Consider the following 15,164-nt stretch of genomic DNA (forward strand, 5'->3'; position numbering starts at 1 on the left):
AAAGATAATATATTTCAGATTTAAACATATAAGATACTAATTTCTTTGATGAAAATATAGACATATTGGATGATGTGTCGAATGTATGTTTTGGGGTAATCACGTAGTGACTCTCAATTTTATCTATAATAGGTATGAGAATTAAATTCGATATTAATAAGAAGGGCTGTATATAAATACTGAATTCATCTTGACTTTTTGTTTTTCGTATTATTTTGTCATCCTGAGGAACGAAGGATCTCGGTTGAGAGATCCTTTCTATCGTTCAGCATGACAGAGAGTGTAAAAGACAAATAAAAAGACAACCTTTTGAAAGCTAGAAACTACTTCACTGCATTTACTCTTTGGTTAAACGAAAAAGTTACATTAGAAAGCAATGGAAAAAGTGTTACTTTTGTTACCTTTTTCAGATAAGTCGATTGATCGACAATTTATTCTCTATTTTTGCAGCCATTATACTATAAACTATGATTCATTATTTCAATCCGGGACACGAAACGGCAGTTTTAAATAGTTCGCCATATTATACTCATCCTGCTAATATCGCAATTTTGCAACGGGAATTGGGGGTTCTTCCGGCTTGGTATGCTACACCGGGCGATGTGGTGCTGGTTGAAGACGAATTGAATGAGGAGTTTGTTTCTTATCTATCCGAAAATCTTGGTTTTAAGATAGAAGCTATTACCCGTGACCGCTTGAAAAAATATAAGATGCAGGATATTCTTCTATGGGGTATTTCTCCTCAGTCCATCAATGTCTTTGAAGAAATTAATAAGGAATATCATCAGGAGTTGAAACTTCCTGTTTGGAAAGAATCATACGCCTATCTCAATAGTCGGCAGGCGGCACGAGACTGTTTGGAAGAGCTGCTTAGACAATTACCTCAAATATCATCATCTATCATTCCTCATTTTTATACCAATCTCGAAGATATTGAGCAAGTGGTAGAAGCTTCACCTTTTCAGCTATTGGCAAAAGCTCCGTTCTCTTCATCGGGTAGGGGACTACTTCGACTGCCTATCGGTGGTCTGACTCGTACTGAAAGGCAAATATTGCACGGCATTCTTAAAAAGCAAGGTACGCTATCAATTGAGCGATTATTAGATAAAGAGGTCGATTTTGCCATGGAATTTATGTCTGATGGGAAGGGTAAAGTGGAATTTGCAGGATATTCTTTGTTTGCTACTAACGTAAAAGGTGCTTATTTGGGTAATTATATCGATTCACAAGAAAATATCGAGAAGCAGTTAGCCGATAAGATATCGTTGGCTTTGTTGGATGATGTAAAATCGGAGTTGATAAGTATTCTGTCAGAGAAATATGCTTACGAATATAAAGGGTGTATAGGTGTAGATATGCTTATCTATACAGATGAGAATAGCTATGCGTTGCAGCCTTGCCTCGAAATAAATATGCGCTACAATATGGGCTTTATGGTTATTCAGTTAATCGAAAAATATATTTCGTTGGGGAGGAAAGGCTTCTTTCACATCGATTTTAGTTCAAAGGATGGCGAGATATACGAAAAACATACACAAATGCAATTCGATCACCCTACACGATTTAAGGATAAAAAGTTATTATCCGGCTACCTGCCACTCTGCCCAGTTAATGAGGATAGTCACTATTGGGCTTACGTCTTGCTTGAGTAATCACATGCTTCTCCTTCTGAACTCGGCGCAAATAATAGCTGTTGCAATTGCTACATTAAGCGATTCGGATGTTGCCTGACCAACAGGGTAATTGGGGATATATAATTTCTTATTAATCAGTTTTTCTATTTCGGGGCGAATGCCGTTACCTTCATTTCCCATCACAATAATACCATTCGGAGTAATATCCTGGTCATACATGTTTTCGCCATCTAGTAGAGTGCCATAGATCGGCAGATGTTCATTCTCTTGCAGAAAAGCGGCTAAGTCTACATAATTAATAGTTACTCTGGCTAAAGCCCCCATCGTAGCTTGCACGGTTTTAGGGTTATATATGTCAGCGGTATCTATCGAACAAAAAATATGCTTGATACCATACCAATCGGCAAGACGGATAATTGTACCTAGATTACCGGGATCTTGTATGCCGTCGAGGGCAAGATATAGTTCACTGTCTGGTTTTATATCATTGTCTGATTGTGGTTGATAGAAAACAGCTAATACCTGTTGCGGAGTTTTGAGGAAACTGGCTTGTGATAGTTCACTATCACTGGCTTCAACTATTTCTTCAATATTTCTTATGTCAATCTCCTGTAAGAAGTCTTTAGTAGCTACAAGTAGCTGACATTTCATGCAGGTGAGTAATTCACCAACCATCTTATTACCTTCGGCAACAAAAGTTCCATATTCGGATCTGTATTTTTTCTCTTTCAGAGAGCGGATATATTTTAGCTTGTTCTTGCTCAGGCTCATTCTCAGCTCTTATTTGTAGATAACTTCTAAACGGTTGTTTTCGGGATCAATAGTCTCAAATTCGTAATAGCCATCGCCGCTTGTTCGTGGGCCTCGTAATATCTGGTAACCGGCTTCTGCCAATTGTTTGGCTTTAGCATCTACTTCGTCTTTCGAATCTACCGAAAAGGCTAAGTGTATCAGTCCTTTATATTGAAGGTTTATAATGTCATTCTTGTTGTCCGGTATGTCTGATCTATGCATTATCTCCAATCTGGCACCCGATTCGAAGGATAAAAAATAACTACTGAAATGAGTTGTTTCATTGACATATATACTGTTAGGTGCAGCATCGAAAAATTGTACGTAATACTCTTTCAATTTTTCCAAATTATTAGTCCAAATGGCAGCATGATCTAGTTTCATAGTGAAATATCTGTTTTAATTTCTTTTTTACAACAAATCTACGAAAAGAAACAATTAAAATGATAAATTTGTCGTTCATTTCAGAAATCTGTTTGTACTAGTTGATAGTAATGAGGGTTAAGGTAATCATTTTTTCAGTTATAATCATTCTTTCATGTTTGTTATTCCAAGCATGTAAGTCCACTAAGTTTGTGCCCGACGGGAAATACTTACTGGCTAGTGCTGAGGTGAAAAGTGATACAAAATCCATTTCTGCATGGGAGCTTAATACTTATATAAAACAAAAACCCAATTTTAAAACATTTGAAGTATTCAAGCTGCCTTTATCTATATATAATCTTTCGGGGCACGATTCTACAAAGTGGGTTAATAAAAAATTGCGCCATGCAGGCGAACCTCCCGTAATTTATGATAGTACCCAAGTCGACCATACTGTTGTCGATCTTAAGCGTATTATGACTAATAGAGGATATTTGAATGCAGAGGTGTCGCCTATTATAACCCTTAGGGGTAAGCGTGCGCGAATCATATACGATATAAAAGCAGGCAAGCCATATAAGATAGATGATTATATTATTGATGTAAAGGAAACTACGATTAACAAGGAGTTATTGCCAACTTTCCCTTCAAAAAGTTTTAAAAGAAATGAGTTTGGGTCTGATACTGTGGTTTTCAGCCTCGATAGTATTCTGTATCGTAACTCGCTGGTTCATAGAAACTCAAGATTCGATTTGGATATGCTGGATCAGGAGCGTGATCGGATAACATCTCTATTTAGACGTAACGGTTATTATGCGTTCAACAAAGAATACATAGGTTTTGTAGCAGATACAACTTTGGGCAACAATAAAGTAGAATTAGAATTAAGCATATATCCATTTACCCAACGTGCGCAGAATGGTCAGACGACAGAAACCCCCCATCGTCAGTATGAGGTTACAGGAGTTGACTTGTATGTTGATTTTAATCCGATAGAAATAGGTGATATAAGTAGCTATGAGCCAACAAGTATTTACGAGAAGGATGGTTATCGTATTCTTTATGGAGAAAGAGGTGAGTATATCAAACCTTATGTAATACTCAATAATTGTTTTATTCGTCCGGGAGAATTGTATAACGAAAATATGACTGCCCTGACCTACAGTGCTTTATCGCAGTTACGTATATTGAAGAATGTAAATATAAGTTATGCTGAGTATTGGGAAAATGATTCTACCAAGTTGCGCTGTATAATTACTTGTATTCCGGATAAGAAACAGGGGATATCTACTGAATTGGAAGGTACTAACTCTAAAGGTTCCTTTGGTGTAGGCGCCGGGATAGGATATTTACATCGTAATATATTCAGGGGATCAGAGCAGTTTAATGTTCGTTTGCGTGGATCTTATGAAGCTATTACCCCTAATTTCTCAAGTTTCAAGGATAATTATTTCGAAATAGGTGGGGAGACTTCTCTAACGTTTCCTCGTTTTATGTTTCCCTTGTTGGATCGGGATTTCAGACAACGCATACATGCTACAACACAACTCACAGGTAATTATACTTACCAAAGAAGACCTGGATTTTTCAGTAGAACAGTGTTGTCTTCAGGAGTTAAATACACATGGCAGGATAGGCGACGTTCTTCTATCCGGCATATTATTGACCTCATAGATGTAAGCTATATACGTGTACCCGAAAGTAAATTAGACACTACCTTTAGAAATAATTTGTCGGAAGCAGCATTCCGGTACAGTTTTACAAATCAATTTATAATGAGTGCCGGTTATACATTCTCTAAAACGAATGCCAACAATACTAATAAACTAATGCCGTCTGTTTATTCTCTTCGGGCTTCCATAGAGTCGGCTGGTAATGTCCTAGCATTGGCCGCAATAATAGCCGATACAAAAAAAGAATCAGGCTCGCGTCAAATATTTGGTACTAACTTTGCTCAATATCTTAAAGGAACATTCGACTATAGCAAAACTTATACTCTTGATGAGAAAAATTCAATAGCATGGCACGTAGGTGGTGGATTAGCATATCCTTACGGAAATTTCAGCCAAATCCCTATCGAAAAGCGATTCTTCTCGGGTGGAGCAAATAATGTGAGAGGATGGGCTGTGCGAGAACTTGGCCCGGGATCTTTTTATGCTAAGGACGAAAAGAAAGATAATTTCTATTATCACTCAGGAGAAATGCGTATGGATGCGAATATCGAATACCGGAGCAAGTTATTTTGGATTCTGGAGTTGGGAGCTTTTATCGATGCCGGAAATATATGGACTGTAAAGGGATATGAAGGTCAGGAACAGGGACAGTTTCAAATTAACACTTTCTATAAAGAAATAGCTGCGGCTTGGGGACTGGGGATTCGTCTCAATTTTGATTTTGTACTGATTCGCCTTGATGCTGGCTGGAAAGCTTACGATCCGTCTGATAATCCAAATACGAGAAGATGGCCTATATCGGAACCTTATAAATTCAAGAAGAATGTGGCTTGGCACATTGCTGTCGGTTATCCATTCTGATATATAATGAACTAAGAATTGGTTTTAATAAATTGGTACTCACAATCTTTTTACAGATTTTAGTTGAGTATATATACTTCAAACTACTATAGAAACATGGCATATATCCGTGATATTCTCAACTACTACATGTGATTCACTCCTACGAAGAAATTGAAATATAATAAAAAAGGTTGCCATGAAAAATGGCAACCTTTTTTATTATATTATGCAATACTTATTCTCTTATCTTTTACGAATAACTTCTCCTTTGATAGTCAATACGTAAACTTCGTCAGGAACGTTCGAAAATATCGTTACTTTCTTATCAAAAACGCCGGGACGTCCTGTAGTAGAGAATGTAACTTTTATTTTACCTTCTTTACCCGGTAAAATAGGCTCCTTAGTATAATCAGGTGTTGTACATCCGCAAGTTGTTTGCACTCGTTGAATCACAAGAGGGGCATCACCGTTATTTTTAAATACAAATTCGCAACTTACAGTTCCTACACTTTCTTCGACCTTGCCGAAATCATGCACCTCGTTTGTAAATGTAGCTTTAGGAGCTTTCTTTCCATTTTGTGCAGCAATAAAGCCAGTAGAAAGAATTAAAGCCAATAAAATAAAACTAATTTTTTTCATATATCTAAATTTCGAATGTGTTACTCAATTAATTAATGTATATCCCTTATTTGTGAATAAATTAACACACAAATGTACTAATAAATATGAAACTCGTTAAGGAATTTACAAAATTTGACATTATAGGTATGATTTATATATTCTGATTGTTTTTTAAAATGATCAAGTATATATCCACATCAAGACTGGTTTCTTGGTCTCTTTAAGTAGTGCATCCATTTTTCGCATAACCTCATCCGATATAACAGGACATCCTTGGCTATACCCTAATGGTAAATGTGATGGATAAATTTCTTCATTAGGTACCCTGTCAAAAGAATGAAGTACAACTATTCGTTGAAAGGCATTATCGTTTGTCTTATCAAGTCCGTGCATCTTGTAATGCACGTTGATCCCCCATTGGCTATAAGCACGAGCACCTAATTTGTAGCGACCTAACGACGAACAATAACTGCCTTCAGTGTTACTGAAAACAGGCTTTGATTGAGTGCTTTTTTTGCCATAACCGTGACAGCACAAACTACTGTACTTAATGGTATCATTCTTATAGTCCCACACAAAGAAGCGGTTTTTACCCGAATGAATACTGAAATCGATTAAAACACAGTAGTCTGTGCTAAATCCCTTTTCTTTGCTAAAAGCCTTTGCTGAATCTGCCTTTATCTTTAATCTGTCAAAAGCCACTTTTCGCTCTTTTTCCATTTCTTCTTTTTTTGCATCCTCTGATGAAAATACAGATTTTACATCCGAATTACATCGAACAAATGATAAGCACGTAATAGTTAGTAGTGTAAGTAGTGTTAGTTTTCTCATTATTTATCTTTTACAATTATTTTATTCCCTGCTGTATGCGAAGTAAACTCGGGAGCATAAAGGCATTGAATCGTAGTGATTCCATTTGTATATTCGCCCGTTCTATTCACATATACAGGATATTCAAGTACATAAGTTCCTTTAGGTAGATTGTCGAAATAGAAGATTGTCGATGCATCTTTCGTTGTCTGGTAATATAGTAAACTATTTTGCCATCTTGTGCCCGATAGTGCTTGCAATGGTTCGAAACAGGATGCGCGCATATCTTTCAATTGTACAAACTCCATATCATTATTAGCTCTAACAGTCAGACGAATTATTACTTTGTCACCAACATTCAATGGATTGCCATCGGTTATTTGTTGCAACGATTTTCCGGTAGTGCTTACTACTTCTTTAAATAACTGTTTCTCAATATTCAGATCTCCCCCTTGCGATGTAATTTTATTCATATCTTCGAAATATTGCCAGTATAGAGCTCCATACGATGGATGGCTATTTTCGTTTATTACTTCTACTTTGCTCAAGTCACTTGTTATTTCGGATTTATTCCATGTCGTTTTTATATAACCTGTACCTAATTCTTTATTATCAACATCAATTTTAGTTCCACCTACAGTGATGCTGATAGGCGTTTCTTCTGCTGTAAACCAATTGCTTCCTGTGCTTAAGAGTGCATTGATGGCGTCGATAGTGGCATGAGTCGATTCCCATTCCTGAGTTTGCTTTTGCTTAATCAGCCATTTTTTCATCAGATCCATATCTTTATCACTCGCTCCGTTTTCTTTCAGTGCATTCATAAGAAATGTATGTGTGCTGACAGCAGACATCGACAAAAATACTTGATTCCTGTTGTTTGGCCAGTACATACCTAATTTACTATCGATTTTTGAATATTCTTTAATCGATTTCGCAATTTTTGTTGCTAAATCTTTATCTCCATTTTGTTTGAGTAGTACAGCTAATATCGACGATTCATATAGGTCCAGGTTTGTCCAGTTCTTACTGGCAATAGATGTATAAAATCTTTCAGCATCACGGGCATCTTTGTCGATAGGAATATCGCGGTAATATGAGCGTACAAATAAGTATTCGAGCTGGCTGGTCGATATTTTTGTTATTTTCTCCCAATCTTTATTATTTGTTTTCAAATTTTTGAAATCGTTGCTTATTTGAGTGTCCAGATACTTAAGGGCGCTCATCTGCATTTCTTTTATTTGTGATGGATATTCTACCTGGCCTACTAACTGCAATTGAGAATAACCATATAAAATATATTGTGTAACACTTCTGCTGGTTCCCATACCTTTATACCAACTCCAGCCACCTTCGCTGGTTTGCAGTTCAACTAATTTATTGGTTGAACTGTTTGTTAACTGTTCTGTATTATTCCAGTCGAATAATAGCGATAAGCGTTGCATTTGTTCTGTTTCGTTTTTAGCATCCATCACCCATGGCGTTTCTTCTAACAGAACGTTTTTGAGTTCTTCATTCTTCAGTAATTTCGAAACAAGGGTTTCTGTACTCTCATTTTGCATTTTCCAGGCTTCTATAATAGCCGGAACCTTAGGGTATTGTCTGGCAATAGACGCTCCTAACGAGTTTGAATAGTAACTGGCAAACCAGCTTACCGCGTTCTCAGTCGATGGATTGGTCATAGTCGGCAATGATTGTATGGCATACCATGCAGGATTACTGGCATACTCCAATGTCAACCTGTAGTTACTTAACGATTCAGATTTATTATCCCTCAATTTATCGAAAACAAAGGTGTTAACACCTTTTTCTGTTACATCGAAAGGCATACTCTCGGTAACTAGCATACTGTTTGGTAATACAACTAATGCGTGTTGTTCTCCATCACTGAATGTTTTACTTTGTGCCACAATGCGGCAACCGATGAATTCAAGATTAGTCGGTACATCGAATGTCCAGCTAGCTGAGGTCGATGCATCCTTTTCGATGGAAAATGCTTGGTTCTGATTCGCAATCTTCAGATAAATGACCTTATCTGTAATTGGGTTGAAAAACTCAATACCTACCTTTCCTTTAATTCCTGTTTCTGACAAATTAGATATTTTAGTGGATATAGTAGTCTTATCTCCCTGGCGTATAAAGCGTGGCATATTAGGTGTTATCATTAGCTTCTTCTGTGTCACTACGGTTTTTTCTACATCTCCGGATCTGCCGCCCTTGTCATGAGCAAGAATTCTGAATCGCCATGAAGTATTACTATCAGGGACGGTGAATGAAATAAGAGTTTCACCTTTTTTATTAGTTAGTAGTTGGGGGTAGAAAAAAGCTGTTTCGTTAAAATTTTTTCTGATCTGAGGTGTTTCGCTTGGCATCTTTTCAGGCATTAAGGCGTCTTGAACCTCTCCGCCGACAGCTTTACTGCGATACATGGTACTTTCGACTGCTACTTTATGACTCTTCAACTTTGCTATATCAACACTATGTTTATCATCGCTCAGTGGTATAAACCAATTTAGCTTATCAAATGTATTACCGGATATCAGATTATATACCCAATCTATTTGGGGCTGATTATAACCACGTAATCTTATTTTTGTTGGGCTAAAACGCCATGAATTAGTGTCAAGAATATTGAAATTAATCGGATATATAACCTCTTTCTGGATTGACGGACGGTTTAGATACCAGACATTCGGCTGAGTAATTTTATCGAGCGAAATATCATACATCGAAGCCAATAGTTCTGCTATTGCGGGTTCAGAATTACTATTTGCGACACTAATAGTCCATGTTTCTTTGCTGCCCGGAAGAAGTTTATCTCTGAATACATCTAGCTTTATTGTGAGATTATTATCTATCTTCTCCTCTTTCTTGGAAAGTAATATGTCGTTATTCTCGAACTTACCATCTTTTATTGAAGTAAATGACATATAAACATTATCGCCGTATTCATCTTTATACGGAACCTCGAAAGATTGATTAGTATCACTAAGATTAATGAACCTACGCTCGAATAATTTCGAGTTGTTATATAATTGATAAAGTATATATACATCGTTGCCGCTAGCTCCGAAAATAACTTCGGCAGGAGTATCTTTGTCGAAAATAATGTTTTTTTCAACAACCCATGCATTTGTTTTTATGGGAGGTTTCTTGTCTTCGTATGAGTAAAGTACAAAATCGGCTTTTTCATTAACCTCTTTACCTTTATTATCGATAGCCTTAACTTGCAGTTGATATTTACCTGAAGCAAGTTCTTTTAGTCTCGTTTTAAAATCTTCTTGTGTACCTGTTTCAAAAGAGCCATCTAATACCGTCTTTTCTACTGAACCATTATCATTTACGGTATAAAGAGTGTAAGTGCCCTTTGTTTGTATCTCTTCACCCTCCAGATTTAGGGTGTTAATAGTTATTTTGGTACTGTCAGATTTCTCTATCTGGGTAGGGATATCTATTTTGATGGCCATCGATACATCGCCTACGGTGACAGAGTATGTGCTGGATTGAGTTTCGCCATTGATATCTGTTACAGATGCTGTAATGTCGAAAATGTAAATATTGTTTCGTAAAATGCCATTGTTAGAATCAGCGGCTTTTGGAACGAAAGATATATCGAAAGACCCATCCTCGTTAGTTATTACTTTACCATCCCCGAAATGGCTGCCTGCACTCATTCTGGGACGAAACCAGAAATTAGATTCCCGCCTCTTAATGGTGTATTCCACATCGGTATCTTGTAGGCTTATTCCTGAAAAGGTTTTGGCATAGCCTTTCAATTTTATTTCCTCACCGAATGAATAGGTATCTTTCACCTTATCGAATGTAATATCGAAAGTGGGGCGTTTATATTCTTCTACGTTGAAATAAGATTGGGCTTCTCCATCCACTTCAATATAATATATACCAAGTAGTCCTGACGGAGGAAGGATAAACTCTCCCGATATAGAACCGAATTCATTGCTAATAAGATCTTTTTCGGTTACTATATCTCCATTTGTATTGTAAAGTTTCACCGCAGAGCGATTTCGTTCGATCGGTTTACCATTACGATTAAGTGTTATCGCTTTAAAATAAACGGTTTGCCCCGGTCTATATATACTTCTGTCTGTAAATATACTGATTGTAGAATTTGGAGTCGAGTTACTTTGTCTATAACTATATGCACCTCGGGATAGGTTGGCTTTTTGCAAACATGTATCAGAATCAAGCTTTACTTTATACTCTCCAACATTCCAACTATAATTATTATTTTTCCTTTCTAATGTGTCTTTGAAAACTGCGAGGCCAAGATCGTTTGTTTCAATCTGTGTGTTTACTTTCTTCCATTTGTCATTTGTATCCCTGTATTCCTGATAGACAATTACAGAAGCTCCCGAAACCGGTTTTCCGGTAATACGGTCGAGAACATATATTTCGTATTCATTTTCAGCACTGTTTCTATTATAAGTTGTGAGACTTGATACAATAAATGATATGCGACTACCGTGGGTTAATGATGTACTTGCTTCTTCATCCTCATCGTCAGATTCATTCGAGATATATACGAGTTCATAAGAGCCGGGTTGTAATTCTCCTATGTTTAGTTTTACAGTGTCTACTATATATGTTTTTTCAGAAATAAGTTCGGGTGAATACTGGTTTACCTTATAATATTGATTCTTTTCTATTTTGTAAAGATTGAAAGTGACATTCCTCTTTAAGGCTTGTATATTTTTGTGATAAATATTTATACTAATTGGCGTATTGGGGTAAGCCGGATTGTTTTCATTACTGATGCTAATACTTGGCTCTTCCAATGTAAGAAGTCTGCTCTTGAGTATATTTATTTTGCTGTAGTTTGGATATTGATTTATTCCTTTAGTGCACCAATAATACACTTTTTCGTTACGTTCATTCGAATCGGAAGTAGTGTTTAAAATCTCACCAATAATTGCATCTATAACTTCGACTGATGTTTCATTGTTGTCATATCTTTTTTGCAGGTCTATATATGCTTCAAGTTCTTTCCCGCTAGTTGAATAATTTCGCGCAATATTTCCGATAAACTGTATCTTCCCTAACTCTGTGATTATTATAGTCGAAGTCATATTTCTATTAAGCAGGTCTTTCAAATACTGCTGATAGTATGTGAAAGGTAAGCTCATCTCATGTTCACTATCTTTTATCTCTAGATTTATGTACTGATCTGCAGGGAGAGCTAGCTGATCGAGTGTAAGTCCTGTTGCAGTAGTGAGATCTTTTGTTTGGCTACGCATATTTGCCACTGTTTCGGACAATTGGATAGCACGAAGCATCAAAAAGTCGTATAGGGTAGGGTAGTATTGAGGCGAGTCCTCCCCGGGTATTATCAAAATATTAAACTCACTGGTTTTGTGCGCTTTTAATGTTTCTTTATCTTGTATTGACAGATTTAGATTCTCTCTGATTTTGTCAATAAATATATTAGTGCTCCATTCTTGTATGTCAGTAGGTATGAGATCTTCTAATTGTGTACGCTCATCTATGCGCCACCTGTTACTTGAGTAATATTCGTGATATAGCGTTCCAAGCATAGAATGTAAAAGAGCTTTCTCTTGAATATTATTTGTTTGTGAGATTAGATTCTCCAGGTCATAAATCAGATTGCTTTTGTCATCAGTATTAATAGCCTTTTCAAATCTGTCTTTATAAATAAGGCTTTTCACAACCTGCTGGTTGTTTTTATCAGCAATTGCTTTCTTTAAAATCTTATCTACAACACCTAAAGCCGATTGAGGTAGTTTTTCTTTTTCATATTTTTCGACTTGCTTCCACTCGGCGTTATATCTTTTGTTTGAATTTTGAGCTATCATAGTAATACTTAATATTAAAAGTACACCAATAAGTAATTGCTTTTTCATAAAATATTGTATTTTTTATATTGATAGATACCGTTGGTATCCGCATTCCATAAAAGGAAATGTTTAATTTTCTTAAATCAAAGAATGTGTGAATTCCTTATTATTTTGTAATATACATACCCAGCCATACTGCACATACGCCAAGAATACAACTAGACATAGTATAAACAAAAGCAAGAGGCATTTGGTTGAGTTCTATCAGGTCAAAAGTTTCGCGTGCAAAGGTTGAGAATGTCGTAAATCCACCGCAAAAACCTATTATCAGTAAGAAACGAAGGTTGTTGCCGGAGGGGATGAGATTGACAAGCAGACCTATGCCAAGACATCCGAGTATATTGATTATAAATGTAGCCAACGGAAAAGTTAAGCTACAATATCTAGTTGTAACCTCCGATGTCAGAAAGCGCATAATACTCCCTACAGCACCGCCTGCTCCAACAAGTAGGATTTGTTTGATCATGCCCCAAATATACTGATATCTGCTGATATTTATATTATTGACAGGCAATATTCTAAACAGAAAAAAGTTATATTTGTGCATCCATTAAATAAGAAAAGAGACTCTATCTTGAAAAGATACATTTATTATATATCGGGAATCGTATTGCTAACTATCTTAGTAATGTCATGTAAGCAGCTCAAAATGAGTGATGCAGACGAGAAGTTTGCTCAAGGTGAATATTTTACTGCTGCTGAAATGTATCGTAAGATTTATAGGCAGACACCAGCCAAGAAGCGTGAATTGCGCGGAGAGGTTGCTTTTAAAATGGCAGAATGTTATCGCCTTTATAATAATCCTTTACGGGCTAACCCGGCTTATGCCAATGCTGTACGTTATAGACATGTAGATAGTACGCTTTCGCTGCAATATGGTCGCTCACTTCAAAAAGTGGGTAGTTATTTGCAATCGGGCAAGCAATACGAAGAATTTTTAAAGCTTTTTCCGGATAATCAATTCGGACAAAATGGGTTGGAGGGAACTAAAATAGCCCCTAATTGGAAAGCTAATCCGACATATTATGTCGTGAAAAACGAAGAGATATTGAACTCCCGAAAGGGGGAGTTTGCTCCGATGTTACTTCCTCCCGATTATGATCAGGTTTTTTTTGCCTCTAACCGTGAAGGGACAACAGGCGATACAATCAGTGGTATAACAGGGGCGAAGCTAAACGATATCTTCATGGCCCGTAAAGACGAAAGTGGTAAGTGGATGAAGCCCGAACATGTAGATTCTCCTATCAATACAGCAGGTGACGAGGGTGGGGTATCTTTCCTACCATCGGGGACAGTCATGTATTATACCAGTTGCCCACCCGATTCGACAGGAGCTGCTGTTGTTTCTATATATGCCACTTATCGCTCAGGAGGAGCATGGGGAGTCGGTACAAAAATCGAAATTAACCGAAGAGATACAACAAGCGTTTACGCTCATCCTGCCATATCGCCGTCCGGTGACTTTCTCTACTTTGTGTCTGATATGTCTGGTGGATACGGAGGAAAAGATATATGGAGAGCCCGAATGGTTGGTGATTTAGTAGAATACATAGAAAATCTCGGTGCTGATATTAATACGGCAGGCGATGAGATGTTTCCATATATGCGAAACGACTCTACACTTTATTTTTCATCCGACGGACATGTTGGCATGGGAGGGCTAGATATTTATAAGGCTGTATATAATGGGAAAATAAAGCAGTGGTCTATCGAAAATATGAAGTTTCCCATAAACTCGCAAGCGGACGATTTTGGAATTACCTTCGAGGGAGATGTCGAAAGTGGTTTCTTTAGTTCTAACAGAGGAGATGCCAAAGGCTTCGATCACTTATATTCATTCATATATCCGATAGTAACTACTATTGCAGAGGGGTATATTGTAGATACAGATGATGAATTTATATCTAATGCTACCATTCGTGTGGTGGGGCGTGATGGTACAAATAAGCGATTTCAGGGAAAAACCAATGGAACATATAAACTTGATGTGAATCGTGGTGTCGATTATGTTTTTCTGGGAAGTGGCGAGGGCTATCTGAATACCAGACAATCACTCAGAACATTGGATATGGAGAAAGATACCACTTATCTCGTTGATTTTGTATTGACACCCATCAATAAACCTGTAGTACTAGAAAATATATTTTATGACTTCGACAAGGCGACCTTACGTCCCGAGTCGAAAGAAGAATTAGACGGCTTGATTGAATTACTTAATCTCAATCCTCATGTTACTATTGAGCTATCGGCTCATACCGACCGAAAAGGGAGTGATGAGTATAATAACCGCTTATCGCAGCGACGCGCCGAATCGGTAGTGAATTACCTTATAAATGCGGGAATAGCAAAAGATCGTTTGACTGCCGTTGGTAAAGGAAAGAGAGAACCTAAGATTGTAACAAAGAATGTTATTAAAAAATATGATTTCTTAAATGAGGGTGAAGTCCTGAACGAAGAATTTGTATTGCAGTTAACACCTGAGCAGCAGGAGATGGCAGATCAGATAAATCGCCGTACTGAATTTAAGGTATTGAGTGTAACTTATAATTTGGAATAAA

At 37.0% G+C, this 15,164-nt stretch carries 9 protein-coding genes; 3 read left to right on the forward strand and 6 right to left on the reverse strand.

Going from position 1 to position 15,164, the window contains the following annotated elements:
• The first annotated feature begins 467 nt into the window (after positions 1–467).
• Complete coding sequence (locus tag G7Y57_RS03550) at positions 468–1,652, forward strand: hypothetical protein (protein ID WP_165020790.1); 1,185 nt, start codon at positions 468–470, stop codon at positions 1,650–1,652.
• On the opposite strand, the gene G7Y57_RS03555 is transcribed toward G7Y57_RS03550, so the two are convergent.
• Both G7Y57_RS03555 and G7Y57_RS03560 read right to left on the reverse strand, forming a co-directional pair.
• The gene (locus G7Y57_RS03555) at positions 1,653–2,405 is read right to left on the reverse strand and encodes an RNA methyltransferase (protein WP_165020791.1); all 753 of its coding nucleotides are present in this window, start codon (positions 2,403–2,405) and stop codon (positions 1,653–1,655) included.
• A 9-nt stretch (positions 2,406–2,414) separates the two neighbouring features.
• Positions 2,415–2,810, reverse strand: coding sequence for a VOC family protein (locus tag G7Y57_RS03560; protein WP_165020792.1), 396 nt, complete (start codon positions 2,808–2,810; stop codon positions 2,415–2,417).
• A gap of 191 nt (positions 2,811–3,001) precedes the next feature.
• Between G7Y57_RS03560 and G7Y57_RS03565 the strand changes: the two genes are divergently transcribed.
• Positions 3,002–5,323, forward strand: a complete 2,322-nt coding sequence (locus G7Y57_RS03565; RefSeq protein ID WP_255491318.1) for a BamA/TamA family outer membrane protein — start codon at positions 3,002–3,004, stop codon at positions 5,321–5,323.
• Positions 5,324–5,548: 225 nt separating this feature from the next.
• Here G7Y57_RS03565 and G7Y57_RS03570 read toward each other — a convergent pair whose 3' ends face one another.
• The 4 genes from G7Y57_RS03570 to crcB form a co-directional block, all read right to left on the reverse strand.
• Positions 5,549–5,944 carry a DUF1573 domain-containing protein gene (locus G7Y57_RS03570; RefSeq protein ID WP_165020794.1) on the reverse strand — a complete coding sequence of 132 codons (396 nt, stop codon included), beginning with the start codon at positions 5,942–5,944 and terminating at the stop codon, positions 5,549–5,551.
• A 162-nt stretch (positions 5,945–6,106) separates the two neighbouring features.
• Entirely contained in the window at positions 6,107–6,646 is a 540-nt protein-coding gene (locus G7Y57_RS03575; protein WP_185153915.1) for a murein L,D-transpeptidase catalytic domain-containing protein, read from the reverse strand.
• Positions 6,647–6,756: 110 nt separating this feature from the next.
• Positions 6,757–12,612: an alpha-2-macroglobulin family protein gene (locus G7Y57_RS03580; RefSeq protein WP_255491319.1), complete on the reverse strand. Its 5,856-nt coding sequence runs from the start codon at positions 12,610–12,612 to the stop codon at positions 6,757–6,759.
• A gap of 100 nt (positions 12,613–12,712) precedes the next feature.
• Positions 12,713–13,072 (reverse strand): fluoride efflux transporter CrcB, encoded by a 360-nt coding sequence (gene crcB, locus G7Y57_RS03585; protein ID WP_165020796.1) that lies wholly within the window; start codon positions 13,070–13,072, stop codon positions 12,713–12,715.
• Between the two features lie 108 nt (positions 13,073–13,180).
• On the opposite strand from crcB, the gene G7Y57_RS03590 reads away from it, so the two are divergent.
• Positions 13,181–15,163, forward strand: a complete 1,983-nt coding sequence (locus G7Y57_RS03590) for an OmpA family protein (RefSeq protein WP_165020797.1) — start codon at positions 13,181–13,183, stop codon at positions 15,161–15,163.
• The last annotated feature ends 1 nt before the right edge of the window (position 15,164 follow it).

Source organism: Dysgonomonas sp. ZJ279 (assembly GCF_011039205.1).
Taxonomy (GTDB): domain Bacteria; phylum Bacteroidota; class Bacteroidia; order Bacteroidales; family Dysgonomonadaceae; genus Dysgonomonas.